The 24,654-nt window shown below is 34.7% G+C and carries 27 protein-coding genes and 1 tRNA gene; 16 read left to right on the top strand and 12 right to left on the bottom strand.

Annotation, left to right across the window (positions count from 1 at the left end; genetic code table 11):
* Positions 1–22 precede the first annotated feature (22 nt).
* Positions 23–694, bottom strand: a complete 672-nt coding sequence (gene ung / locus ACTIEI_RS12780) for a uracil-DNA glycosylase (protein ID WP_439506682.1) — start codon at positions 692–694, stop codon at positions 23–25.
* A gap of 110 nt (positions 695–804) precedes the next feature.
* On the opposite strand from ung, the gene ACTIEI_RS12775 reads away from it, so the two are divergent.
* From ACTIEI_RS12775 to ACTIEI_RS12745, 7 genes are all read left to right on the top strand, one after another.
* Positions 805–1,254: a KTSC domain-containing protein gene (locus ACTIEI_RS12775; protein ID WP_439506681.1), complete on the top strand. Its 450-nt coding sequence runs from the start codon at positions 805–807 to the stop codon at positions 1,252–1,254.
* 373 nt (positions 1,255–1,627) lie between these two features.
* Positions 1,628–3,214 (top strand): hypothetical protein, encoded by a 1,587-nt coding sequence (locus ACTIEI_RS12770; RefSeq protein WP_439506680.1) that lies wholly within the window; start codon positions 1,628–1,630, stop codon positions 3,212–3,214.
* Positions 3,215–3,222: 8 nt separating this feature from the next.
* Entirely contained in the window at positions 3,223–3,405 is a 183-nt protein-coding gene (locus tag ACTIEI_RS12765; RefSeq protein ID WP_439506679.1) for a hypothetical protein, read from the top strand.
* Between the two features lie 18 nt (positions 3,406–3,423).
* Entirely contained in the window at positions 3,424–3,588 is a 165-nt protein-coding gene (locus tag ACTIEI_RS12760; protein ID WP_439506678.1) for a hypothetical protein, read from the top strand.
* 402 nt (positions 3,589–3,990) lie between these two features.
* On the top strand, positions 3,991–4,698 hold the full coding sequence (locus tag ACTIEI_RS12755) for a PKD domain-containing protein (RefSeq protein ID WP_439506677.1): 708 nt from the start codon (positions 3,991–3,993) through the stop codon (positions 4,696–4,698).
* Between the two features lie 23 nt (positions 4,699–4,721).
* Positions 4,722–5,360, top strand: coding sequence for a hypothetical protein (locus ACTIEI_RS12750; protein WP_439506676.1), 639 nt, complete (start codon positions 4,722–4,724; stop codon positions 5,358–5,360).
* Positions 5,361–5,379: 19 nt separating this feature from the next.
* Positions 5,380–6,585 carry a thioredoxin family protein gene (locus ACTIEI_RS12745; protein WP_439506675.1) on the top strand — a complete coding sequence of 402 codons (1,206 nt, stop codon included), beginning with the start codon at positions 5,380–5,382 and terminating at the stop codon, positions 6,583–6,585.
* Positions 6,586–6,670: 85 nt separating this feature from the next.
* On the opposite strand, the gene ACTIEI_RS12740 is transcribed toward ACTIEI_RS12745, so the two are convergent.
* From ACTIEI_RS12740 to ACTIEI_RS12700, 9 genes are all read right to left on the bottom strand, one after another.
* Complete coding sequence (locus ACTIEI_RS12740) at positions 6,671–6,943, bottom strand: HIRAN domain-containing protein (protein ID WP_439506674.1); 273 nt, start codon at positions 6,941–6,943, stop codon at positions 6,671–6,673.
* Between the two features lie 39 nt (positions 6,944–6,982).
* Positions 6,983–7,657, bottom strand: coding sequence for a recombinase family protein (locus ACTIEI_RS12735; RefSeq protein WP_439506673.1), 675 nt, complete (start codon positions 7,655–7,657; stop codon positions 6,983–6,985).
* Positions 7,658–7,829: 172 nt separating this feature from the next.
* A complete protein-coding gene (locus ACTIEI_RS12730; RefSeq protein ID WP_439506672.1) occupies positions 7,830–8,012 on the bottom strand; it encodes a hypothetical protein in 183 nt (60 codons plus the stop codon).
* On the bottom strand, positions 8,009–8,356 hold the full coding sequence (locus tag ACTIEI_RS12725; protein WP_439506671.1) for a hypothetical protein: 348 nt from the start codon (positions 8,354–8,356) through the stop codon (positions 8,009–8,011). Before ACTIEI_RS12725 ends, ACTIEI_RS12730 begins: the two co-directional genes overlap by 4 nt.
* A 143-nt stretch (positions 8,357–8,499) precedes the next feature.
* Positions 8,500–9,078: a hypothetical protein gene (locus tag ACTIEI_RS12720; RefSeq protein WP_439506670.1), complete on the bottom strand. Its 579-nt coding sequence runs from the start codon at positions 9,076–9,078 to the stop codon at positions 8,500–8,502.
* A complete protein-coding gene (locus ACTIEI_RS12715) occupies positions 9,078–9,329 on the bottom strand; it encodes a hypothetical protein (protein ID WP_439506669.1) in 252 nt (83 codons plus the stop codon). Before ACTIEI_RS12715 ends, ACTIEI_RS12720 begins: the two co-directional genes overlap by 1 nt.
* A gap of 142 nt (positions 9,330–9,471) precedes the next feature.
* Positions 9,472–10,341 carry a hypothetical protein gene (locus ACTIEI_RS12710; RefSeq protein ID WP_439506668.1) on the bottom strand — a complete coding sequence of 290 codons (870 nt, stop codon included), beginning with the start codon at positions 10,339–10,341 and terminating at the stop codon, positions 9,472–9,474.
* 8 nt (positions 10,342–10,349) lie between these two features.
* Positions 10,350–11,615, bottom strand: a complete 1,266-nt coding sequence (locus ACTIEI_RS12705; protein ID WP_439506667.1) for a tyrosine-type recombinase/integrase — start codon at positions 11,613–11,615, stop codon at positions 10,350–10,352.
* Positions 11,616–11,786: 171 nt separating this feature from the next.
* Positions 11,787–11,860 (bottom strand) — tRNA-Arg (locus ACTIEI_RS12700).
* Positions 11,861–11,968: 108 nt separating this feature from the next.
* Between ACTIEI_RS12700 and hutH the strand changes: the two genes are divergently transcribed.
* The 3 genes from hutH to ACTIEI_RS12685 are packed head-to-tail and all read left to right on the top strand — an operon-like array spanning position 11,969 to position 15,682.
* The gene (hutH, locus tag ACTIEI_RS12695) at positions 11,969–13,480 is read left to right on the top strand and encodes a histidine ammonia-lyase (RefSeq protein ID WP_439506666.1); all 1,512 of its coding nucleotides are present in this window, start codon (positions 11,969–11,971) and stop codon (positions 13,478–13,480) included.
* On the top strand, positions 13,477–13,998 hold the full coding sequence (locus tag ACTIEI_RS12690) for a hypothetical protein (RefSeq protein WP_439506665.1): 522 nt from the start codon (positions 13,477–13,479) through the stop codon (positions 13,996–13,998). The genes hutH and ACTIEI_RS12690 overlap by 4 nt, the downstream gene beginning before the upstream one ends.
* Positions 13,999–14,017: 19 nt before the next feature.
* Positions 14,018–15,682: a glutamine--tRNA ligase/YqeY domain fusion protein gene (locus ACTIEI_RS12685; protein WP_439506664.1), complete on the top strand. Its 1,665-nt coding sequence runs from the start codon at positions 14,018–14,020 to the stop codon at positions 15,680–15,682.
* Positions 15,683–15,685: 3 nt separating this feature from the next.
* On the opposite strand, the gene ACTIEI_RS12680 is transcribed toward ACTIEI_RS12685, so the two are convergent.
* Entirely contained in the window at positions 15,686–15,907 is a 222-nt protein-coding gene (locus ACTIEI_RS12680) for a PspC domain-containing protein (RefSeq protein ID WP_439506663.1), read from the bottom strand.
* Between the two features lie 151 nt (positions 15,908–16,058).
* On the opposite strand from ACTIEI_RS12680, the gene ACTIEI_RS12675 reads away from it, so the two are divergent.
* From ACTIEI_RS12675 to ACTIEI_RS12650, 6 genes are all read left to right on the top strand, one after another.
* A complete protein-coding gene (locus tag ACTIEI_RS12675; protein WP_439506662.1) occupies positions 16,059–18,326 on the top strand; it encodes an aconitate hydratase in 2,268 nt (755 codons plus the stop codon).
* A gap of 120 nt (positions 18,327–18,446) precedes the next feature.
* On the top strand, positions 18,447–18,854 hold the full coding sequence (locus ACTIEI_RS12670) for a hypothetical protein (protein WP_439506661.1): 408 nt from the start codon (positions 18,447–18,449) through the stop codon (positions 18,852–18,854).
* A 35-nt stretch (positions 18,855–18,889) separates the two neighbouring features.
* Entirely contained in the window at positions 18,890–19,705 is an 816-nt protein-coding gene (locus tag ACTIEI_RS12665) for an N-acetylmuramoyl-L-alanine amidase (protein ID WP_439506660.1), read from the top strand.
* A gap of 18 nt (positions 19,706–19,723) precedes the next feature.
* The gene (locus ACTIEI_RS12660; protein ID WP_439506659.1) at positions 19,724–20,788 is read left to right on the top strand and encodes a hypothetical protein; all 1,065 of its coding nucleotides are present in this window, start codon (positions 19,724–19,726) and stop codon (positions 20,786–20,788) included.
* A 71-nt stretch (positions 20,789–20,859) separates the two neighbouring features.
* Positions 20,860–22,014 (top strand): acyl-CoA dehydrogenase, encoded by a 1,155-nt coding sequence (locus ACTIEI_RS12655; RefSeq protein WP_439506658.1) that lies wholly within the window; start codon positions 20,860–20,862, stop codon positions 22,012–22,014.
* Positions 22,015–22,038: 24 nt separating this feature from the next.
* Positions 22,039–22,710, top strand: coding sequence for a YggS family pyridoxal phosphate-dependent enzyme (locus ACTIEI_RS12650; protein ID WP_439506657.1), 672 nt, complete (start codon positions 22,039–22,041; stop codon positions 22,708–22,710).
* A 32-nt stretch (positions 22,711–22,742) separates the two neighbouring features.
* On the opposite strand, the gene ACTIEI_RS12645 is transcribed toward ACTIEI_RS12650, so the two are convergent.
* The gene (locus tag ACTIEI_RS12645) at positions 22,743–24,653 is read right to left on the bottom strand and encodes an alpha/beta fold hydrolase (RefSeq protein ID WP_439506656.1); all 1,911 of its coding nucleotides are present in this window, start codon (positions 24,651–24,653) and stop codon (positions 22,743–22,745) included.
* Position 24,654 lies beyond the last annotated feature (1 nt).

The raw sequence follows: 24,654 nt of genomic DNA, 5'->3' as shown, positions 1-24,654 counted from the left end.
TAATCAATATAAAATGCGCCTTCTATAAAAGCCAATCTATGGGATCTAATCCTTGCTGAGCAAGTAATTCATTGGTTTTACTAAAATGCTTACAACCAAAAAAACCTTTGTCTGCACTAAATGGCGAAGGATGTGCTGCCTTCAGTACATAATGTTTTGTTTCATCTATTAGGGCTTGCTTTTCGTGTGCAAATTTACCCCATAACAAAAAAACAATACCTGTTTTTTCTTGTGAAATTTTCCTGATAACTGAATCGGTAAACTCCATCCATCCAATTTTAGCATGACTTGCTGGTTCATTCGCTCTCACCGTTAAAACTGCATTTAGCAGTAATACCCCTTGTTGAGCCCAAGGTATTAAGTTGCCAGTGCTAGGGATTGGCATTCCAATATCTTTATGTAATTCCTTATAGATATTAACTAATGAAGGCGGCGGTTTTACTCCATCAGGAACAGAAAAACTTAAACCATGTGCCTGGCCTGGTCCATGATAAGGATCCTGACCAAGTATTACCACTTTTAACTGATTTAGTGGCGTTGTATTAAATGCATTAAAAATAAGTGGCCCTGGTGGGAAAATGATGGCATTGGTTGCTTTCTCTGTTCTTAAGTGTGCAACAACTTGTAAAAAAAATGGCTTTTCAAATTCCTTTGCTAACAATTTCTTCCAGCCTTCTTCCATTTGAACATTCATATGGCAAATTAACTAAAAAACAACGGATGGGTAGGTTTTGAATAAGGCAATAGCGCTATTTATGGTACCTTTGCAAAAAAAAGCAGGAAATATAACCGCATAAACTATTTATGAGACAAATTTTGAGTTACAGAAAATTATTAGGGGCTACTGAATTATCCAGCCTAAAAGAGTTAAAATCCATTTACAGAGGTTTGATGAAAGAGTGGCATCCAGACAAGTTTTCTGATAACCCTGATTTAAAATTAGATGCTGAGGAAAAAAGCAAAAAAATCATTCAAGCCTATCATTTTCTGGTAAGTATTGCACCTGAAACAAGAGAATCAACTTTAGCTGATTATACAGAAACCACCAATAATTCAAGTATTGTAGATTTTGACTATAAATCTGAAGTACTGAAAATAGTTTTTGAAGATGGAAACGAATATGAATATTTTGGTGTACCAAAAGCCATTTATGTTAAACTAATCAATGCTGAAACTCCAGGCAGATTTGCAAGAAGGCATATTTACACTAATTATTTGTACAGAAGTACCAGTAAATTGGTTTCAGCCGACTAAAAAATAAAACCCTACAAAAATTTGTAGGGTTTTATTTTAGCACAATTTACTGTGATTCGGATTGGATTGTCAAATCACGAAATACATTATTCTTTAATACTGATAATCAACAACTTACAAAAACTGGACTTTTGTCGGTGTCAAACTAGAGTTTGAATCACATTTTTTGACAATCTTGAACATTTTTTTACAAGAACTAGCGTAAATGTATAGAATTGTCACGTTTCAACACAATTTATCAAGTTTTTTTTCATAGATAGTACTGAAAATAGGTTTATTGAATCTTGTACATAAACAAACCATGAACACTTAATGCAATTGATGAATATTTAGAGCACTATTGAATGTTTATGCAGTTTGTAAAATTGAATCATTGTCAGGCACTCCATTTCGTGCAATCAGTTCAGGCGAATTTATAGAAGAGCAAATTTTCAATTGGACGTATTCTGACGAACAAAGAGAAAAAGAAAATTGGGACAATTCAAAAGGGGCAAATCCTTATGCAGCTCTGCCAAGAATGGTAATGCTCACGTATCAATTGCCTGATTCCATTCGCCAAATTGCAATGCAAGGCGAGTTTGACGGTTTTGATTTAAACATATTCTTTTCAGCCGAAGGCGAAGGGCGAAAAGCCCGTTTCAAATATGAAGATGAAGTACAAAAATGGTTGGATTTAATTCGGGGTTCTTTTAGTGAAACTACCGTTGACCATTTGAAAATGGGAGCAAAAAAGCCTCCTTTGCCGTTTTCACACGCTCCATTGCTCAAAGTGCTGAATCATACTTTTTGGTTTTTGCCAACCGTTGCAGCGTGTAACGCAATGGCATTATTGCTTGAAAGACGACAAAACACATTTTACCACGATTACAAAGTGGTAGTTGCAGCAGGAACACAAGCAGGAATAGGGATAGAAGCATTGCCCCGAGTTTTGGATGCAATGACCGACAATCCATTGGAATCAAAAACCATTACACTTTCGTGCGGTAAACTCACCACAGGCGTATCGGTAAAACCGTGGACAGGCATTTTTATGCTTCGTAATTCTTCAAGTCCTGAAACCTATTTTCAAGCGGCATTCCGTGTGCAAACGCCTTGGGTTATTAAAAACCCTGACAGCAAATCGCCCAATAAAGAAGAAATTCTAAAAGAGGAATGTTATGTTTTTGACTTTGCTCCAGACCGTGCATTAAGACAAATTGCAGATTACAGTTGCCGACTGAATGTAAATGAATCGAACCCAGAAGCAAAAGTTGCCGAGTTTATAAACTTCCTGCCAGTATTGGCTTATGACGGAAGTTCAATGAAGCAAGTAGATGCAGCAGGTATTTTGGATATGGCAATGAGTGGTACAACTGCAACGCTTTTGGCAAGACGCTGGGAAAGTGCATTGCTCGTGAATGTGGACAACAATACACTTGCTCGATTGATGGCAAACAAAGAAGCAATGAAAGCTTTAATGAGCATTGAAGGTTTCAGGAATTTGAATCAGGACATTGAAACTATAATTAATAAATCGGAAGCAGTAAAAAAAGCAAAGAAAGAAGCCAATGACAGAGAACTGACCAAAAAAGAGAAAAAAGACCTTTCGGATGAGGAAAAAGAATACAAAAGTCTTAGAAAGCAAATCCAAGAAAAGCTAATCAAGTTCGCAACACGAGTGCCTGTATTTATGTATTTAACAGATTATAGAGAACGAAGTTTGAAAGATGTCATTACACAATTAGAGCCATCATTATTTAAAAAAGTGACAGGTTTAAATGTGAAAGACTTTGAATTACTCATGAGTATTGGGGTTTTCAATTCTGCATTAATGAATGATGCTGTATACAAATTCAAACGGTATGAGGATGCAAGTTTGGAGTATACGGGAATAAATAGGCATAAAGGGGAAGATGTAGGATTGTTTGACACTGTATTAAGTAGAAAGGATTACGAGGACACTTTTACCAATGAAAATTAGTAGTAAACATGAGCAAAGACCCTAAAAAAGCGACTTTAGCAGAAAGGTTTAAAAGCCTTAGTCCAGAAGCCAAGAAAGAAGTATTAGAAATATTAAATGAATTAAGACTAGAGAGGCAGAAAGAAGAACAAGGTAAGAACATAATTAGGAAACTTATGGAAGAGCAACACAAAAACAAAAAAGCTGAATAAATATAATTGTACAATATTATGAATCAGAATCCAAACCCCGATAAGCCGAATGAGGAAAGCAAAGGCAAGCTGACAGATTTACAGAAAAAGGTTATAATTCTGAAGTTAAGCCAAAAGCGTAAAGAACTAGAAAAGTTGAAATCAATTGATGATGGGTCAGAAAAGCAAAAGAAGAATAAATAAAACATTAATATTTCTAAACTCTTATTCTTTCAATAACATTTTGATATTTCAAAATAAAAGGGGAGACTAAGGATACAAAAACTATGATTTTTTTATATCAAACCCTTAAAAAGTCTCTAATTCAAAGTATAAAAGAAACTATCTTTAAATTGTTTAAAATATGAAATATGAACTAAAGAAATAAAATAATTACACAGCGTTCTTGTTTGCTACCCAAACCGACCAAGTAAAATAAAGCATATAGACGCCAGAATAAGTAAGTGCTGTCACGTGAAGGCGTGGGGCATTCTTATTTGGCGTATACGCTCTTGGTCGGGCGTGGGTAGCGATTAAGCAATTGTCTCACGCTGATTTTTTTCTGCCAATTAGAGGGGACACTAAGGCTACCAAAATCGACCAAAAATGTTAAAAAAATCCTTATCACCTATCATTGCTCTATTGCTCTTTACAGTAGTGAGCTGTTCCAAAAAAGAAGCTCCTGCCCCTGCTAATCCGGCACCTTCGGCTAATTTCAACTACACAATTTCAAAACCTTTTGCTCCGACAACAGTTGTTTTCTCAAATCTATCAACTTATGCTACGGATTATAGATGGGATTTTGGCGACAACAATAATTCACTATTAATAAGTCCAACCAACTTGTATACAAGGGGAGGGACTTATACTGTTAGACTGACAGCAACTGGTCTTGGAGGCAGTAATAGTGTAACTAAAACTGTAAACATACCAAATCCTGCCACCAGACTACAAATAGATAAAATAACACTCGGTTCCCTGACTAATACTCCAACAGGAAACTTTGATTTTTACTTCCGTGTTATCAATTCAAACAACCAAGAAGTATGGAAATCAGGAAATGTTAAAGACTTCAACTCAACTAAATTCCCAACCACTTTCACAGTTAGTGGCAGCCTTATTTTACTGAACCTAGCTCTTGACTTCCAAGTTGAAGTTTGGCGTGTGGGACTATTTACAGATACCAGATTAGGCTTCGCACCATTGGTTCCGTCTTTATATAATACAGGTACAAACGCTTATCCAGCGTTTATAACTATACCCAATAACCTAAATGGCACAGGTATGTTATTTGACATCACTTGGCTCAAATAAAATAATCAACCCAGAATTAGAATATGAAACTAAAATTTTTATTGATATTCATTCTTTCCCTGTCATGTTATCTTCTCGAAGCACAGGGAACAAAGCAAACCTACTCCGCTCCTAATTTGAAAGAGGTAATCAAAAGAGCTAAAACAGCAGCTATCCTCCCATTCAATGTCACTATTTCCTATAAAAAAATGCCGAAGAGTGTTACGGTGGAAAACATCAAAGAGGATGAAAAGAAAGAGGGTCCACAGATGCAACAAGGAATGTATACCTATATGCTAAGAAAGATGGATGACTATACAGTTAGCTTTCAAGATGTTGACAGAACAAACGCCCTACTGAAAAAAGCAGGGATTTATGATAATTACAATGAGATTTTACCCGATTCTATATGTAAAATTTTGGGAGTTGATATCGTAATTAAGTCAAACTGGAATTATTCAAAAACAGGTAGTGAGGCGGGGGCAATTGCCAGTGCTCTTTTACTTGGATTTGCCAAAGGAACAGGCAGTGGACAGCTAATTATGCAAATATATGATGGTAAAACAGGCGATGTTATATGGCGGATGGCAAAGGAAATGGATGAAGGAACATTTTCCAGTGCAAATGAACTTATGGAACGTATGATGCGGAAAGTTGGTAGAAATTTCCCATTTGATAAATAGAAATTCTAAAAAAAATAATATGAAAATCAAGTATCAATTTTTAAGAAATAGCTTACTCATAGGAATGGTTGTGCTATTACAGATTTCAGCTAAATCACAAAACAGCAAGATTGACTTTAAGCCTATAAACTTTTCAACTGCTCTTGAAAATGCTAAAAAACTAAATAGATATATATTCATAGACGTAGCAACCGAGTGGTGCGGACCATGCAAGAAGCTAGATTCAGAGGTGTTTACAAATGACTCTGTTGCAACTTATTTTAATTCAGCATTTGTTAACATTAAAATTGATGCAGAAAAAGGGGAAGGAATAGAAATTAAGAAAAACTATAAGGTAAGTTGGTATCCTACACTTTTAATTATTAATTCCGACGGAAATTTAGTCCATCGGACTTCAGGTTTCAAAACCCCTGATGCCTTGATTAATTTTGGAAAAGATTCATACATTCCAGAAAAAACATTCACTTACTTGGATTCTTTTTACAAAGCTAATTACATTGACCCGAAATACGTTTTTAAGCACCTAGAATTAAGAAAATACACACTCTCTAATAAAGACATATTAGAAAATTATTTTAGTAGTCAATCTGAACAGGACAAGTTCAATCAAGTCAGCTGGAATATCATTAGAGACTACACTGATTTTTATAGAAACGAGTTCTTTCAATTTCTTGTAAAAAATGAAAAACAGTTTGCACAATTATATTCCCAAGATTCAGTTAGGGTAAAAATTTATGATGTAGTGATGTCCAACTTTATGGATTTTGATAAAAAAGACCATTTAAAATACAGGCAAGAAATAGCAAAACTAAACTTCCCTAGTAGAGAATATATTCTTTATCACATGGATATGTTCCTTTATCAAAATGAAAATGGGAACAGACTTGTAAAACTTGCGTTAGAGAAAGGTGATAAGTATAATGACTCTGAATTCCATTATACAAGTTATGCGGGGAGCATAATTAATCATTCAAATGATAAAAATGCATTACTCAAAGCAGAAAAATGGCTCAAATATGCACAGGTGAAGTGGGAAAATGAATTTATGTCAAGGGACTGGTTTAATTATACAAAAGTCTTGTATAAGCTGAATAAATTGTCACAAGCAAAAACTGCTGCCTTAAAAACGATTGAGACTAATAAGGCAGAGGGTTTGGATTTGAAGAAGCGTTTTGAACCAAATGATTACAAACTATTGATTAAAATGGCAAACTTAAAAAGGTAGCAGAAACGTTTGGTCATCACAAAGACGACCAAAGAATATTCAATTTAAAGAAAGCGTTATGATTCCGAGAATTTTTGATAATCTACTAAAGCTTAGGTAGGTCAATCTCAACAAGTATCTGATTTTTGCCAATTGACCATATATGCCCCCTGATAGATTCCTCTAACATTCTTTTATATACTTTTTCGTTTTGGTTGCTCTGGGCACTAATATAGCCTATCTGCTGCTTGGACTTATTGTAAGCAGCAATTGCCATTGGGTCAAATAAGTTTTCTCTTTCTTTAATCAAGATAACTTCATCGCCAATTCTGGGATGCTTGAACTTATGGTACTTTAAACCATGTATTGGAATTATCATAAAGGTGTCTTTTAATTATTTAATTTTTGGACAGAGGCATTAACTATGTTTTTCAGCTTTATGTTCAAGGATTAATTTATGGACAGCTGATTTTGAAATATTCCTTCCATTATTGTTCTTGTCGTACACCTTCACCTTTTCAGCAATACGCCTAATAGAGAAACCCTCTTTATACAAATCAAGTACTCTGTTAACCGTATTAGTCGGAAAGGACTTCCTGCCCCATTTATTTCCCTTGTAAGAATAAGTACAATCTTTCTGTTTCCTAGTAGCCATCTTGATGCGTTGGGATTTTGTAGTAGATTCTGTCTCTGCCATCCAACCTAATATTTGCAGAAAAAAATCCATACACACCTCATTAAATGGCTCTGGCATATCTGCTATTGTACTCAACCATTGCTGCGAATAGCTTTTAACAATGACATTTTTAGATTTACATAGTCGGAAAAATGATATTAATCGTTTGCGATTACGAGAGATTCTATCTAAATGCCAGACATATAATATAGCAATCTTTCCACGTAAAATATCCTTTTCAAGTTGATTAAAAACTGGTCGATTAACAGTCTCATCCCATGCTGAAAGATTTTCTTTTCTAATTTCAATTTGATGAGGAGAATTAGCATAGGAAATGATGTCACGAATCTGCAACTCTGGCTCCTGTTCATCTGTGGAACAACGTATATACATTGCTTCAATACCCTTTACATTCATAACTTAGGATTTTAATGCATTTCTAAACTCTTTATAGCACAATATGGTTCGTGCGGACAATTTTAATACCAGACCAGCTGTTACGACAACAACTAATCCTACCGCTATGTAAGAAATTGTCTTAATTGGCTTTGAATCCTTAAAATCCTCAAAGTCAAAACTATCTATCCAATTATTCTTCGCCATCAGCTTTCTTATTTGATATATAAATAATCGTAAACCCAAGTGTTACGAATCCGACCAACAATCCAATTTTCACTATTTTCTTCATTGGATTTTCATAAGTCTCAGGAATAATACCACCAAGTTGTAAGTGATGGATTGTGCATCTGGTTAAATCAATAGGCTCTCTCATAACCTTACAAATTTTACTTCTGTTTCACCGAGCGGAATCATAACAAAATTGTAGATGGCATAATAGTTTTGATTTTCATATTTTTCAACATGAGTGAAATTAGAAAAAGAGAAACCCTTACCTAGCAAATATTCTTTATGATATGAAACGCTTTTGCTTTTCCCTAGTAATTCATTGAGTAATAGAAAATTCTTATGTAATCTCAAATCAATGCCCCGTTTAGAGTGGCGAATCTGATTTGCCTTTTTATTGTAGTACAGAATACGATTCTTAGAATTTTTGAAATTTTGATTAATCCTTCCATAGAAGTCTTCTCCAGTAAGTAAATCTTTACGCTGTAACATAAGTTTTCTTTTAAAATTAGGAATCAGACTTATTACTAATGCGAAGTAGTATAAAATAGTGCTACATTGGTGTAAATTGTGAATATATCAATGCATAATGAGGTGCTAGAATGTAAAATGCTTACCCTTTAATGTACATTAATTCACTTTGGAATTATAAAAGAACGAGATGAGCCATAACTTCTACTTTTTAATGGACTATACATTTCTTTAGCAATTAAATACTCGACAGATGCCTTTAAGTTATTACAAAAAATATGGTCAGCATCCTTAGTATTTAACTTTTCAAAAAGAGTTGAGGAAAGACTGTTTTTGATTCGTGATGTAACGATAATAAAATGATAATGCCTTTTAAATTCTTTGTCCCCTATATCTCTTAGCCAAATATATCCATGTATGTCGATTGATTTAGCTTTACAACGGTCCTTTAGTAAATCAACATAAGCCTTAGGGGAGGGATACGCATCTATATCAACAACACTCAATAAGACAGAAATATCCTTTTTCTTAAATGCATTTTTATAGGTCTTCAAAAATTTTAGAAACCTCCGATTTCTCCTCTGCTTTGCTAATACGACATCATCTACTTTTATATATTGTAAAGTCTCGGAATTATGGAATGTTATTATTGTTTTAGGTGTTCTTGCAATTTCACCCCTATTATCAATAACCATAGACCCCCTTTCAATTAAATTAGTTGTGTAGCAAAAAAACCAGCCCATTACTTAATTATTTTTTCTTTTAAAAGTGCTAAAACGCTCCTTGTAGAATAAAACCGTTGTTTACCAAACATTGTGACAACTAGGTTGTACTCACGCTCTAGTTGTTTCATTCGATTACTCTTTAAACCGAAGAACTCTAAAACTTCACGTTTAGGCATCCACTCACGCCTTAATTCGGGACAAGGATTTTGATTATCCACTTTAGATAATAATTGTTCAAGCAAATTTTTAATTTCTTTTAGCTCTTCCATTTTGTATTGTTTTAAACAAAACTATTTTTTATCAAATTCTAAAAAAGTTCCAGTTTGAAACAAAAAAGGCAACCATTATGGTTGCCTTGAATCAATAGTAACAAAAATTAACTTCCAACTTAAAACATTGCAATTTTTAACATTATTGCTTAAAAATGAATTTATACATCTTTTGAAATACTATTTCCCTATCTAGCTCGCCAATTTTATCTCCAAATTTAAATGTATTGTCGCCCCAATTCTTATCCTTACTCACTAGCTTAAATAGTGGATACAATGCATGAAGTTTTTCTTTTAATTTAGGTTCTTTTGGATATGCAGGATGGAAATGTATGTTGTTAAAAATTGTGATTAAATGCTTATCCCACCGAGAAGAATTTATATTTTGCATGTATGTGAATAGAGAAACATCATTATCGAATAACTCTGAAAGTTTAGGCCCAAATTCGATATTTAAGCTATCCCACAAAAAGTCAAATACTTCAACTTTTTTAGTCCTTCTCTCATGTTTGCCTATCGTTTGCATTAATAACTTATATTCAGATTGATTTTTTGATTTAGGAAAATTTAGTCTTATTCTTTCTACCAAAGCACAAAAAAACTTTCCAGACAGGTAAATATTAAGAATCGAATAAATATCAATTCTTGTGTCTATAAACATGTTATTCGCAAAAATATTATCTATGACTTCTTCAAGTTCGGTGCTGGGTATTATCCACCGTGCTTCCTTTTCAGTCAATACTTCTTGCTTTAGTTTTTCTATGACTCTAGGCTCATTTAAGATAAGTATCTTACCAACCATTACATAAATGGTCAAGATTAAATTTCTAGCCCTCATTTTTCTTTCTTCAGGTAGTTTAATATCATCCAGAGCAATAAATTCCGATTTAAAGTCTGACTCCATAATTGAATTTATGTCAATGTCTGCTTGTTGCCTTAGCATGTTCAACTGATTCGCATTGAATTTATTTAGTTTATCCAACTCTGAATTTAAAACACTTTCTGTTGACATTTTTTTGATTATATTCTATTTAAATAATCATTTCCTAAGGAATTTAATAAATAATCATCAATATTTGATGTATACTTTAGCAAGACATTTTCTTCCAAGCTTGTGTATAAATCTTGAATGTTACTTGAACTAGACCAGCCCATGTATGCATTTTTATAAATCGGGTCAATTCCCCCGACATTTATAAGCATTTGGTTACAAGTTGTACGACTAATTTTAGTCGTCAAATTGATATTTAATTTAGCATAAGCAGCAATTAACTTTAATTTTTCTCTAAAATCATCTGCACTGAAACTTGGGAAAACTTTTCCGTCAGTTTGATTGTTTTTTGTACCATAACGTTCGATAATCTTTTGAGCGGCAGTAGGTATAATTTGCACTATTATCACATTTGTTTTAACCCTAGACGTATCCAATTTTATTCTGTCATTAAATATCTTAAAAAGTGCGCCATAGGAGAGAGACGAGATATTACTTACAGATAGTCCAGTAAGACAACCAAAAAAGAACAAATCGCAATAAAACTTTAGTCTATTATCATTTTGGATTTGAACGTTACTAATAATGTCTTTAAGCTGGTCAATTGTAATGCTAGGTGTTTTCTTCATCCCTTTGTAAGTCAATTTCAAATCCTTAAACGGATTTTTAGTAATCAAATCCTCTTTAATTGCCTCGTAAAAAATAGTTCTTAGCCTAATTATATTAGTGCTAGTCGAGCTATGTATATTTTTGGCTACGTTTCCCATATACATCTCAAAATCGACTGCCTCTTTATATTTAAACGAATCAATTGGTAATTGACTTAAATTGTTGACTAATAGGAATTTTTTTAAGTGATTAACAGCTTTTATGTAATTATTTTGAGTCCCCTTAACTCTGTTAACATTTCCTATAACCCTGTTTTTGATATAGTAATCGCAATAAGATTCAACAGTCCAATTTTTATACAAATTGGCTTTATCTAGCACAATCGACATTAGTTCTTTAAGTGGGTGCCTCAATGTATTGTTATTATTTCTCATGTATTTATCAAATCTTACTTGCAGCTCCATTAAATCTGTATTCCTAACATCTTTTTGTTTATGCGTAAATTGAGCAGTATGTTTATCCCAGTAAAAAAGGTCTTTATCGGTAGCATCAAAGGTTTCAGGCAATCTGATTTCAACTTTTTTACCACAATAGACCAATTTCAGATACATCGGGTATTTCTGGGTTACTTTACTTTTTTTAAGTGTGTTGATGTAGATACGCATGGAGCAAAATTTCTGTTTCATTTTCTTTTTTTGATTTTGAGTTAAGGATTGAGGTGTGAAATTCCTGTTCTTGGTGTCAAAAAAGAGTTCCAGTTTGAAACAAATAATGCTAGAAATCGTGCAATAGTAATAATGACAAAACCTTACAAGTCAATATTTGTAAGGTTTTGTGCAATATTGTGAGAATAAGAGTGATTCGGATTGGATTCGAACCAATGACCTACTGCTTAGAAGGCAGTTGCTCTATCCAGCTGAGCTACCGAACCTTATTTGGAGGTGCAAAATAAAGGATTTTTTTTTACTAAATCAAACAAGCAGGTAAAATGGTTTGATAAATATTAAAACTGTTTACTTTGCACTAAACGATTGCCTTCATGAGCTATAATTATTTGCCCCTAGATAGTAAGCCATTACAGTTTCAGCAAATCAAGGATTTATTGGATTATAATCAATTGGTTTCTATCACTTTTGATGCCCATGAAAAAATCATGATTTGTAGGGACTTTTTAGACCAGAAGATGAAAGAAGTTGGGAACATGTATTATGGCGTAAACACTGGATTTGGATTTCTACAAAATGTTCAAATTAGCCACGATCAAATTGAGCAATTACAGTATAACCTGATTGTATCACATGCTTGTGGATTGGGTGAAGAAGTCCCGAAAGATATCATCAAACTAATGATGATGCTAAAAATTAAGCAATTAAGTTATGGGCATAGTGGTGTTCAAATTAATACGGTCATTAGGTTAATGGATATGTATAACCATAATATTTTACCCGTTATTTATACGCAGGGCTCACTTGGTGCTTCAGGTGATTTAGCTCCCTTGAGCCATTTAAGTTTGCCTTTACTTGGACTAGGCGAAGTGTATTATCAGGATAAAAAATGGCCTGCAATTGAAGTGTTGAAAATAATGAATTGGGAGCCTATTCATTTGCAAAGTAAAGAAGGGCTAGCATTAATTAATGGTACCCAATTTATGAATGCTTATGGATTGATCTGTTTAAAAAAAGCTGAACAACTATTAAAGATGGCCGATTTAATTGCAGCGCTATCCATTGATGCATTCGATTGTTTAACGGAACCTTATCACCCTGCAATCCACCTAATAAGAGGGCATCATGGACAGATAGATACAGCAGCTACACTTCGTTGTTTTTTGGCAGGCAGTGAAATTGCAGCGCATCCCAAACAACAAGTACAGGATCCTTATTCTTTTAGATGTATACCACAAGTTCATGGGGCAAGTAAAGATGCTTTCAAACATGTGCTCAACATTTTTATGCAAGAAGTGAATTCAGTAACTGATAATCCCAATATTTTCCCTAAGGAAGACCTAATTGTTAGTGGGGGCAACTTTCACGGACAGCCATTGGCCATTAATTTAGACTTTTTATGCATCGCCATGAGCGAGATAGCTAGTATTTCGGAAAGAAGAACTTACCAACTAATTTCAGGGCAAAGAGGATTACCCCTTTTCTTAGTTAAAAATGCTGGGTTGAATTCTGGATTTATGATACCACAATATACAGCTGCAGGTATTGTGAGTGAAAATAAACAATTATGTACTCCTGCCTCTGTAGATAGTATTTCGAGCAGCAACAATCAGGAAGACCATGTTAGTATGGGTGCTAATGCTGCAACAAAATGTTACAGACTAATGCAAAATGTAGAAAAAGTTTTAGGAATAGAACTATTAACCGCAGCTCAGGCTCTCGACTTTAGAAGGCCAGCAAAAACCTCCATGGTGTTAGAAGAATTAATGACAGAATTTAGAAAACAGGTGGCTTTTAATGACGCTGACAGAATTTTACATACTGACATGATAAATTCAATTAATTTTATAGCGGATTATTCAATAAACAGTCCAACAGTACAATGAAAAAAATAGTATTATCCCTTGTTTTAGTTATTGGTGCAGCATCAGTTCATGCCCAAAATATTGCACAGAAACTATCTGAAAAAGTAACTGTTCAGTTTCCTGCTAAACCCTCTGAAAAAACAATGAATGGAGCAACTATTTTTTATGTAGCAGATAAAGATACTAGCAAAGGTTTTGGCGCATTGGTATTCGATTTAAGTGCTATGGGATTGATGGGTGACCCTATTGAAATGATGGGAGATTCTTTTTGGGATCAATTAAAAGCTGGCATGAGCAGTCAAATGGCGGGTGCCAATATTAGCAAAGACCTTATCACTAGGTTTAAGGAAAAAAATAGCTTATATGTGGAAATTGATGGGACTAACTCATCAGATGATAATTTAAAAGGAAAAAAAGCATTTGGATATATCTTTTTTATTGGTCCAGTTCTACACCAAGTGCTATTTTATTCGACCAACCCATCCGCAAAAGCAGCAGATGGTCAGGCTTTTTTTGACAGTGTAGAAATAGGAAAATAATTCAACAAATAAATAGGGAATGAGCAGCGAAGAGAAAAGTTTGAATTTCATTGAAGAGATTATTGAAGCGGATTTAGCAAGTGGAAAACACCAAAGTATTACCACTCGATTTCCTCCAGAACCCAATGGATACCTACATATTGGACATGCCAAAAGTATAGTCCTGAATTTTGGACTGGCAAAGAAATATGGTGGATCAACCAATCTGCGATTTGATGATACCAACCCGGTTACAGAAGACACTGAGTATGTAGAAAGCATCAAGAATGATGTAAAGTGGTTAGGGTTTGAGTGGGCTAAAGAACTATATGCTTCCGATTATTTTGAACAGTTGTATGCAATGGCATTAAAACTGATTGATCTAGGTCTGGCTTATGTAGATGATAGTACCAGTGAAGAAATTGCTGCTCAAAAAGGCACCCCAACTATTCCAGGAAAAAGAAATGAATATGCCAATAGAACTCCGGCTGAAAATCGGGTTTTATTTGAAGAGATGAAGGCTGGGAAGTATCCTGATGGGTCAAAAGTAGTTAGGGCAAAAATAGATATGGAGTCTCCCAATATGCTACTAAGAGATCCCATTATTTATAGAATCAAACATGCACATCATCATAGAACAGGAGACAAATGGTGTGTCTATCCTATGTACGATTTTGCTCATGGACAAAGTGATTCCATTGAAAAAATAACGCACTCAATTTGTACTTTGGAATTTGTTCCACATAGACCATTATATAATTGGTGTATTGAAAAATTAGCCACTTTCCCCTCACAACAATATGAATTTGCACGTTTAAACATGACATATACCGTTATGAGTAAACGTAAATTATTGCAATTAGTGAACGAGGAGATGGTAAATGGTTGGGATGATCCAAGAATGAGCACGATAAGTGGAATGAGAAGAAGAGGATATCCAGCTGCCGCTATCAGAGAATTTTGCGACAGAATTGGGGTTGCAAAGAGAGACAATCTCATAGATGTAGGATTACTTGAGTTTTGCGTGAGAGAACAATTAAATAAAACGGCTCTTCGTAGAATGGTGGTGTTCGATCCCCTCAAAGTAATCATAACCAATTATGATAAGGTTGAAGAAGAACTCACTAGTGAAAATAATCCTGAAGACCCCAATGGGGGAGTAAGAACGGTTCCTTTCAGCAAAGAAATTTGGATAGAGAAGGACGATTTTATGGAAAACCCATCCAAAAAATACTTCCGTTTAGCTCCCGGTCAAATGGTACGTTTAAAAAGTGCCTATATCATCAAATGCGAAGATGTTGTTAAAGATGAGGATGGAAATATAACTGCTGTGCATTGTACTTATATACCTGAAAGCAGAAGCGGTAATGACACATCAGGAATTCATGTAAAAGGAACATTGCATTGGGTGAGTGCTGCGCATGCCATTCATGCTGAAGTTAGATTATATGATCGATTGTTTAAAGTAGAAGATGTAGCCAATGCTGAAGGCGATTTTAAAGATCATATTAATGCTGAATCATTAACCGTATTGCCAAATGTATACGCAGAACCAGCTTTAGGAAACGATGCTACAGATCAAGCTTTTCAATTTATACGCAAAGGATACTTCGTGTATGATCAAGATAGTAGTTCCACAAAAATGGTTTTCAATAGAACTGTTACGCTAAAAGATACCTGGGCTAAAGAAGTGAAAAAAGGATAAAAATTAATAATACTTCAGTGGGTTTCGCTTTGCATCAAAAACATAGTTTTTGATGTTTTTCCAAAAAGCTAATATCATATAAATGATGACGGGCGATCCCATGGTTAGGAATGAGATATAAATAAACCACATTCTAATTTTTGTTGATGCAATACCTAGCCTGACCCCAATAGAAGAACAAACCCCAAAAGCTTGTAATTCTAAAAATTCTCTGATTTTTTGCATGACTATGGATTCTTTATACACTTAAAGGTAAGTACAAAAATATCAATATTGTGCATATTAATATTGAATTGCATTTCAACCTAAGCGCGTTTTTTAGTAAATTTGCTTTGCTTACGCAAAAGATTCAATTAATCTAAAAAATTACTTCTTTATGGCTTTTGACATTGACATGATAAAGAAAGTGTATGCAGAAATGCCTGCCAAAGTTGATAATGCTAGAAAAGCATTAGGTAGACCACTCACTTTATCTGAAAAAATCCTTTTTGCACACTTACATGCAGACCAGCCGCTTGCCAATTTTGAGAGAGGCAATAGCTATGTAGATTTTGCTCCAGACCGTGTTGCTATGCAAGATGCAACTGCTCAAATGGCATTGCTACAATTCATGCAAGCAGGACGCAAACAAGCGGCAGTTCCTTCTACTGTGCATTGCGATCACTTAATCACTGCCAAAAATGAAGCAAAAAAAGACTTAGAAGTTGCTAATGCAGAAAGTAAAGAAGTTTACGACTTCTTAGCTTCTGTATCAAATAAATACGGTATTGGATTCTGGAAGCCAGGTGCTGGAATTATTCACCAAGTGGTATTAGAAAACTATGCATTCCCAGGTGGCATGATGATTGGAACTGATTCACATACAGTAAATGCAGGTGGATTAGGCATGATTGCTGTGGGTGTTGGCGGTGCAGATGCTTGCGATGTAATGGCAGGATTACCTTGGGAACTAAAATGGCCTAAACTAATTGGGGTAAAGTTAACCGGTAAATTAAGTGGTTGGACAGCTCCAAAAGACGTGATCTTAAAAGTAGCTGGGATTTTAACGGTAAAAGGTGGAACTGGTGCTATTGTAGAATATTTTGGAGAAGGTGCAGTTGCAATGAGTTGTACTGGTAAAGGTACAATCTGTAATATGGGTGCCGAAATTGGTGCAACCACTTCAACTTTTGGATATGACGATAGCATGAGCCGTTATTTGAAAGCTACCGGAAGAGAAGAAGTAGCCAATCTTGCTGATGGAATTCGTGCTTACTTAAATGCAGACGCAGAAGTATATGAATCTCCTGAGAAATATTTTGATCAAGTAATAGAAATTAATTTAAGTGAATTAGAGCCACATTTAAATGGGCCATTTACTCCAGATTTAGCTACGCCAATTTCAAAAATGAAAGAAGTCGCAGCAGCAAATGGCTGGCCTACAAAAGTAGAAGTAGGTTTAATTGGTAGCTGTACCAATAGCTCTTATGAAGATATCAGTAGAGCGGTAAGTTTAGCGCGTCAAGCAGCTGAAAAGGGATTAAAACCAAAAGCTCAATACACCATTACTCCAGGTAGTGAGCAAGTTCGTTATACCATTGAGCGTGATGGATTCTTAGAAGTGTTTGATAAAATAGGCGCAACAGTATTTGCAAATGCTTGTGGACCTTGTATTGGAATGTGGGATAGAGTAGGTGCTGAAAAACAAGAACGTAATACCATTGTACATAGCTTCAATAGAAATTTTGCAAAACGTGCAGATGGAAATCCAAATACCATGGCTTTTGTTGCCAGCCCTGAATTAGTAACAGCATTGGCTATCGCTGGTGATCTTACTTTTAATCCGCTAACGGATACCCTTACGAATGAAAAAGGAGAGCAAGTAAAGCTAGATGAGCCAACTGGAATGGAATTACCTCCAAGAGGCTTTGCAGTTGAAGACGCAGGATATCAAGCACCAGCGGAAGACGGCAGTACAGTTAATGTTCAGGTTGAGCCAACAAGTAAACGATTACAATTATTAGACCCATTTGCTGCTTGGGAAGGCACTGATCTAAAGGGATTAAAATTGTTAATTAAGGCCAAGGGTAAGTGTACCACAGATCATATTTCTATGGCAGGCCCATGGTTAAAATTCCGTGGACACTTAGATAATATTTCAAACAACATGTTGATTGGAGCGGTGAATTTCTTCAATGAAAAAACCGATAATGTAAAAAATCAGTTGACTGGCGAATATGGTCCTGTTCCTGCAACTCAACGCGCTTATAAAGCAGCAGGTATTGGATCAATTGTTGTTGGTGATGAAAACTATGGTGAAGGTAGTTCAAGAGAGCATGCTGCGATGGAACCACGTCATTTAGGTGTTCGTGCAATTTTAGTAAAGTCTTTTGCACGTATTCACGAAACCAACTTAAAGAAGCAAGGAATGTTGGCATTAACTTTTAATGACAAATCAGACTATGATAAAATTCAAGAAGATGATGTAATCAATATTGAAGGATTAACATCATTTGCTCCTGAAACTCCTTTAAACATTGTTTTACAGCACAAAGATGGTTCTGAAGACAAGATTGTTGTGAATCATACTTACAATGCACAGCAAATTGAATGGTTTAAAGCTGGTGGTGCATTGAATATTATTCGCAAGCAAGTTGCTGGATAATTAAAGTAATATTTGAAAAACAAATTTCATGTAAAGTCCTGCTGGATAAGAACTAGCAGGACTTTTATTTTTTGAAGCATTAATTCATTTGTTCTGACAAGATCACTCATCATATTATATTTGATTATTTTTGGGTCCTATATACTCTGGACTAGGCAACCCGACTACTTTGATGGAGAAAAATATCCTGCAACAATTCAATTGGTCAAAGACAGTGCTACCAATCAAATTGTTCCTAAAGCATTTTATTCAATTGGGGTAGATCAATATTCGATAGAAGTATCCTATCCACTATTGAATTATTTAGCTAATGAAAAAGTGACCGTTATTTTTGAAACAGAGCACCCATCAAAAGCAAGTGTATACCGATTTTGGGGCTATTGGCTACATTGGGAAGAACTAATCGGTTCAATTATTGCAGCCGTCTTATTATTTCAAATTGCTGTATCGATTACCAATAATCCAACAGAAGCAGCAATGAAAGAACAACTAGATTATACGCCAGAAAAGAAAACCAAGTACGATTAAAGGGATTCAATAACTTAGCTTTTTATTAGTTGAATATGAAAAAAAATGTCCTCATTGCACTTAGTTTAATTACGATAGGATTAGCTTGTAATAAGAACCCATATAGCGCTACCAATAAAGTTTATAAAAAACAAGTAAAAAATTATTTAGCCACTATAGGATCAATCCCTGAACAATCAATTGTAAACGATACTATTCCGCCCTCGCCTTATTGGGTGGGTACTACTAATTTTGGAATTCGCAAACCAAGTTATGTAATCATCCATCATACAGCACAACACTCCACAGATCAAACTTTAAAAACATTTACACTGCCAAGAACTGCAGTTAGTGCGCATTATGTAATTGGGAGAGATGGTAAAGTATTTCAGATGTTAAACGACTATTTTAGAGGTCAACATGCAGGGGTAAGTAGATGGGGCAATCAATTGGATATGAATTCAGCATCAATTGGTATTGAATTGGACAATAATGGATTTGAATATTTTGAACAAGCTCAAATCAATAGTTTATTGGTGGTATTAGGTAAACTTAAAAAAGCATATAATATTCCTACGGCTAATTTTATTGGTCATGGAGATATTGCCCCAACTAGAAAAAATGATCCAAATTGGCGTTTTCCATGGAAGCTATTAGCAGAAAAAGGATTTGGACTTTGGTATGATGAAATAAGAGATACAGTACCAACTAATTTTAATCATATAACTGGCTTAAGAATTGTAGGGTATGATATAAAAGATACAACTGCCGCAATTGTTGCTTTTAAAAGACATTTTTTACAAGATACAACCAAAGGGATGAGCCCATTTGGCAGAGAGATTTTATTTAATCTTCATAAGAAATATTTCTAATGGAGTAAATCAACAAATATGAAAAGGAGATATTGGCTAATTGCGTTTTTAATTTTGCAATTAGCAAATACAGAGGTAGCTGGACAATTATTACCCAATATTGAAATATTAAATGCTTTAAAGGAAAGCGATCGCCATATTGTTAAAGGCAAATCACATCTTGCCTTGATTCAATTACATCAAGTATTACAAACCAAAGATCCTATAACAGACCAAAGCAAATTATCTCACTTATACAATAATTTAGCCATTGTACTTGCTCGCTACAATAACTTCCCTGCTGCGATGGCTTGCTTTTATAAGGCAGGTTCAATTGAAGCTAAATATAATGCTACTAAAAAAGGTAAACGATATATTTCATTCTACAGCACCAATAGCAATTATGAAAATAAAATCAAAGAAGATATTATTAATGATGAGATTTTAGAGTTGATGATTCAAGATCAAATTAACCAAAAAGAACTAGAAAGAACTGAGGAGTTTGAATCAGAATTAATACAAACAGCATCTATTGTAGAAGCATTCTTAGATCAAAAAGAAGCTACCCATTATGCTCTAGCACTGCTCATAAAACAACCAATTCCTGGTCAAAAAAATACAAACACCGGATTGGGTGAAGTTGGTCATTCATTTATTTCTTTAATTAAATACAACAAGGATCAATCAGCAGTTTGTAAAACATTTGGGTTTTATCCTGAAGAGGGGCAATTGATTCCAGTCAATCCAATAATGCCCAAAGCCAACTCTGTAATAAAGGATGATGCTTATCATTCTTGGGATCAGTTATTAGGGAAATTTGTTACGAAAGAACAATTTGAAAAAATACTAGAATATATTGACCACAATATTGATAATGAGTATCATTTAAGCGATTATAATTGCTCAGATTTTGCTTTAACTATTGCTGAATTAAGTAATATAAAAATTGAGAATACAGTAGGTTCTTGGCCTCTTGGAAAAGGGGATAATCCAGGCTATATTGGGCAAAGCATTTTAGCAGGCAAATACCTTAATCTAGATACAAAAACCAAAGATGGGCTATTTACCTGCTCAAATAATTTATTTACAAAAACAAAGAAGTAGCCATTTTTTTGTAAAACATCGTACTTCCTAACGCTTGTTAGCTTATTTTTGCGCCATAAAATTTTACAACCATGCATTTTCAGTTGAGTGAAGAACATTTGATGATTCAGAAAGCGGCAAGAGATTTTGCCCAAAATGAGTGTAAACCTGGAGTTATTGAGAGAGATGAGCACCAGAAATATCCTCGCGAACAGGTAATGAAATTGGCTGAATTGGGTTTTATGGGTATGATGGTAAGCCCAGATTATGGTGGAGCGGGTATGGATACACTCAGTTATGTATTGGCCATGGAAGAAATTAGCAAGGTTGATGCTAGTACGAGTGTAAGTATGAGTGTTAATAATAGTTTAGTTTGTTGGGGTTTAGAAACTTTTGGTAATGAAGAACAAAAGAAAAAATATTTAACCCCATTAGCACAAGGTAGAAAAGACAATGAATTATATATTGGTGCATTTTTATTGAGTGAACCAGAAGCTGGTAGTGATGCTACCAGTCAACAAACAACTGCTGAAGATAAAGGTGATCATTATTTATTAAACGGAACCAAAAACTGGATTACTAATGGATCTTCTGCATCTGTTTACTTAGTAATTGCTCAAACAGATCCTGCAAAAGGAAGCAAAGGGATCAACGCATTTATCGTTGAAAAAAACTGGGCGGGTGTAACAGTTGCTGCAAAAGAAAATAAATTAGGTATTAGAGGTAGTGATACCCATACTATTTTATTTAATGACGTGAAAGTTCCAAAAGAAAACCGAATAGGTGAAGATGGATTCGGCTTCAAATTTGCCATGAAAACACTTGCTGGAGGTAGAATTGGTATTGCTTCACAGGCTTTGGGAATTGCTAGCGGAGCGTATGAATTAGCTTTGGCATATAGTAAGCAAAGAAAGGCTTTCGGAAAAGAAATCATGCACCATCAAGCCATTCAATTTAAGTTAGCTGATATGGCTACCAAAATTGAAGCTGCTCGTTTACTTTGTTTAAAAGCTGCTTGGGAAAAAGACAATGGTCTTGATTATACCTTAAGTTCATCAATGGCTAAAGTATTTGCTAGTGAAGCGGCTATGTGGATTACAACTGAAGCGGTTCAAATACATGGTGGATATGGATTTGTAAAAGAGTATCATGTTGAGCGCTTAATGCGTGATGCAAAAATCACTCAGATTTATGAAGGTACTAGTGAGGTTCAAAGAATTGTTATTAGTAGAAGTATACTAAAATAGTTGCCTTTAAATTTTAAACTAAAAATGCCGGTAAATACAACAGCTTATCTACAAATTACAAATGAACTGTCAAGTACTAAAACTACACTTGTTGCAGTAAGTAAAACAAAACCCAACGAAGATTTAATTTCACTATACGAATTAGGTCAAAGGGATTTTGGAGAAAACTATGTTCAAGAGTTAGTAGATAAAGCAGCAAGTTTACCGAAAGATATTCGCTGGCATTTTATTGGACATTTACAAAGTAATAAAGTAAAATACATTGCTCCATTCGTACACTTGATACATGGCGTAGATAGTTTGAAATTATTACAAGAGATTAATAAACAAGCAATCAAAAACAATCGGGTAATTGATTGCTTGTTACAAATTCATATTGCGGAGGAAGAAACCAAGTTTGGGTTAGACGAATCTGAGTTGGGGCAAATAATTATTCAAATTGACCAATTACCCAATGTAAGAATCTGCGGCTTAATGGGTATGGCTTCTTTTAGTGAGGATGAACATAAAGTTCGCAATGAATTCAATTATTTAAATAGTTTATTCACCCAACATAAATCTTGGTTCTTAGCACATACAGGCAAAGAACCCATCTTATCTATGGGCATGAGTGGTGATTATGCATTGGCAATTAAAGAGGGTAGTACCTTGGTCAGAATCGGTAGTCTATTGTTTGGTGCAAGAAATTATGCATAATAAAAAAGCGAATCAATTGATTCGCTTTTTTATTATAAAGTTTCCTTTAGCCACTTGAAAAATTCTCTTTGCCAAACCAATCCATTTTGTGCAGTAGACACCCAATGATTTTCGCCAGGCAAATACAATAATTTACTTTTAATGCCTCGCAACTGTGCAGCCTGAAATGCTTGTAACCCTTGTTCAATAGGCACTCTAAAGTCTATACCTCCTTGAACTATCATAATAGGGGTATTCCATTTAGCTACCTGATTGATAGGATTTTGAACACCGTATGTTTTTTGTGCAGCAGGGTTTTTATCCCAATAGGCACCACCATAATCAAAATTCACAAACCACAATTCTTCTGTTGTGCCATACATACTTTTAGTGTCAAATATTCCATCGTGCGAGATAAATGTTTTGAAACGATTGTTGTGTATTCCAGCTAACATAAATACAGAATAACCTCCATAACTTGCCCCTACACATCCCAATCTATTTTTGTCTACAAATGGTTCTTTGCTTATTGCGTCAATGGCTGATAAATAATCATTCATCACCTGACCGCCGTGGTCTTTACTAATGGATTCATTCCATTTAGTACCATGACCCGGCATTCCTCTTCGATTAGGCGCCACTACTATATATCCTTGTGAAGCCATTAACTGAAAATTCCATCTAAAAGAATAAAACTGCGTTAATGGGCTTTGTGGCCCACCCTGGCAATACAATAAGGTTGGATATTTTTTTGTTGCATCAAAGCCTGGAGGATAAATTACCCATACTAACATTTTTTTCCCATCTGTGGTAGGCACCCATTTTCTTTCTGTTTTACATTTTGCAATACTGCTGTAGAATGAATCATTCACATGCGTCAGTTGCACCATTTGATTATTCTGCAAATTCAATGTGTATAATTCTGTAGCAGTATTCATATCTGTTCTAGAAAGAATTAAGCTATTGCCTTTTTGTGCAACTATTCCAGTAATATCAAAATCTCCTGAAGTTAATTGTTTAATCACCGGCATCATTTTAGTTAGCCCTGGATTATTTACTTGAAATAATTGAAGCGTACCATTGATAGGTGCCCAAAAAAACAAAGTAAGACCGTCTTCACTCCACTTAAATCCCTCTACATGAATATCATCTCTATGTGCGGTAAGATTAACAGGAAACTTGTCTTTAACGAATACTATAAGGTCTTGTTTGTCGGCTTCAAATCCATCTCTTTTCATTTGTAACCAAGCAAGTACCCCATTTTGATTGTACTGTGGTGCTAAATCATAACCCTTATTGGCTTCTGTTAAATTAACAGTAAGTCCTGTCTCTAAATTGTATTGATAAAGATCAGTATTAGTGCTTACTGCATAATCAGTTCCATATTTTTTCTTTGCTACATAAACAATTTGCTTGCTGTTTGGATGCCAAATAAAATCTTCATCCCCTCCAAAAGGCTTGGTAGGTGCATCATAAGGTTCATTTGGCATGATGTCTTTACCTGGTAAAGATTTACCATTGTCATAAGGGGCTACGAATACATGATTATATGCGCCATCTTCCCATGTATCCCAGTGTCTGTAGTTTAATGAAGTATAAACAAAAGCATCCGATTTGGGCAAGTCTGGATACAATTCCTTTCCCGTTACTTTATTTATTTTGACTTCATCTGAATACAAAATGAATTTACTATCCGGAGAAACACGATCATTAATAATCAACTCTTCATTATTAGCTAATTCAACTGAAGCTCCACCCGATATTGGAATTTTATACTTCTTACGAATATTTTTATTAGCTGCTACATCAGGAGTTGCAACAGAATATACTATATGTTGCTTGTCTTTACTAATACCTAATGCAGCAACTCTTTGGACTTGCCATAACTTTTCCGGAGATAAAAAATCTTGAGCAGGAGCAAACTTTAAAAAAAATAACGCTACCAAAAGCAATAATTTATTCATA

This window comes from Sediminibacterium sp. (genome assembly GCF_051860225.1).
Lineage (GTDB): Bacteria > Bacteroidota > Bacteroidia > Chitinophagales > Chitinophagaceae > Sediminibacterium.
This window is presented reverse-complemented; position numbering and strand designations above follow the sequence as displayed.

Bases quoted from the DNA above. Each gene is read 5' to 3' on its own strand.
- ung (WP_439506682.1), bottom strand. From the start codon at position 694: ATGAATGTTCAAATGGAAGAAGGCTGGAAGAAATTGTTAGCAAAGGAA.
- ACTIEI_RS12775 (WP_439506681.1), top strand. From the start codon at position 805: ATGAGACAAATTTTGAGTTACAGAAAATTATTAGGGGCTACTGAATTA.
- ACTIEI_RS12765 (WP_439506679.1), top strand. From the start codon at position 3,223: ATGAGCAAAGACCCTAAAAAAGCGACTTTAGCAGAAAGGTTTAAAAGC.
- ACTIEI_RS12760 (WP_439506678.1), top strand. From the start codon at position 3,424: ATGAATCAGAATCCAAACCCCGATAAGCCGAATGAGGAAAGCAAAGGC.
- ACTIEI_RS12755 (WP_439506677.1), top strand. From the start codon at position 3,991: ATGTTAAAAAAATCCTTATCACCTATCATTGCTCTATTGCTCTTTACA.
- ACTIEI_RS12750 (WP_439506676.1), top strand. From the start codon at position 4,722: ATGAAACTAAAATTTTTATTGATATTCATTCTTTCCCTGTCATGTTAT.
- ACTIEI_RS12745 (WP_439506675.1), top strand. From the start codon at position 5,380: ATGAAAATCAAGTATCAATTTTTAAGAAATAGCTTACTCATAGGAATG.
- ACTIEI_RS12740 (WP_439506674.1), bottom strand. From the start codon at position 6,943: ATGATAATTCCAATACATGGTTTAAAGTACCATAAGTTCAAGCATCCC.
- ACTIEI_RS12735 (WP_439506673.1), bottom strand. From the start codon at position 7,657: ATGAATGTAAAGGGTATTGAAGCAATGTATATACGTTGTTCCACAGAT.
- ACTIEI_RS12730 (WP_439506672.1), bottom strand. From the start codon at position 8,012: ATGAGAGAGCCTATTGATTTAACCAGATGCACAATCCATCACTTACAA.
- ACTIEI_RS12725 (WP_439506671.1), bottom strand. From the start codon at position 8,356: ATGTTACAGCGTAAAGATTTACTTACTGGAGAAGACTTCTATGGAAGG.
- ACTIEI_RS12720 (WP_439506670.1), bottom strand. From the start codon at position 9,078: ATGGGCTGGTTTTTTTGCTACACAACTAATTTAATTGAAAGGGGGTCT.
- ACTIEI_RS12715 (WP_439506669.1), bottom strand. From the start codon at position 9,329: ATGGAAGAGCTAAAAGAAATTAAAAATTTGCTTGAACAATTATTATCT.
- ACTIEI_RS12710 (WP_439506668.1), bottom strand. From the start codon at position 10,341: ATGTCAACAGAAAGTGTTTTAAATTCAGAGTTGGATAAACTAAATAAA.
- ACTIEI_RS12705 (WP_439506667.1), bottom strand. From the start codon at position 11,615: ATGAAACAGAAATTTTGCTCCATGCGTATCTACATCAACACACTTAAA.
- hutH (WP_439506666.1), top strand. From the start codon at position 11,969: ATGAGCTATAATTATTTGCCCCTAGATAGTAAGCCATTACAGTTTCAG.
- ACTIEI_RS12690 (WP_439506665.1), top strand. From the start codon at position 13,477: ATGAAAAAAATAGTATTATCCCTTGTTTTAGTTATTGGTGCAGCATCA.
- ACTIEI_RS12685 (WP_439506664.1), top strand. From the start codon at position 14,018: ATGAGCAGCGAAGAGAAAAGTTTGAATTTCATTGAAGAGATTATTGAA.
- ACTIEI_RS12680 (WP_439506663.1), bottom strand. From the start codon at position 15,907: ATGCAAAAAATCAGAGAATTTTTAGAATTACAAGCTTTTGGGGTTTGT.
- ACTIEI_RS12675 (WP_439506662.1), top strand. From the start codon at position 16,059: ATGGCTTTTGACATTGACATGATAAAGAAAGTGTATGCAGAAATGCCT.
- ACTIEI_RS12665 (WP_439506660.1), top strand. From the start codon at position 18,890: ATGAAAAAAAATGTCCTCATTGCACTTAGTTTAATTACGATAGGATTA.
- ACTIEI_RS12660 (WP_439506659.1), top strand. From the start codon at position 19,724: ATGAAAAGGAGATATTGGCTAATTGCGTTTTTAATTTTGCAATTAGCA.
- ACTIEI_RS12655 (WP_439506658.1), top strand. From the start codon at position 20,860: ATGCATTTTCAGTTGAGTGAAGAACATTTGATGATTCAGAAAGCGGCA.
- ACTIEI_RS12650 (WP_439506657.1), top strand. From the start codon at position 22,039: ATGCCGGTAAATACAACAGCTTATCTACAAATTACAAATGAACTGTCA.
- ACTIEI_RS12645 (WP_439506656.1), bottom strand. From the start codon at position 24,653: ATGAATAAATTATTGCTTTTGGTAGCGTTATTTTTTTTAAAGTTTGCT.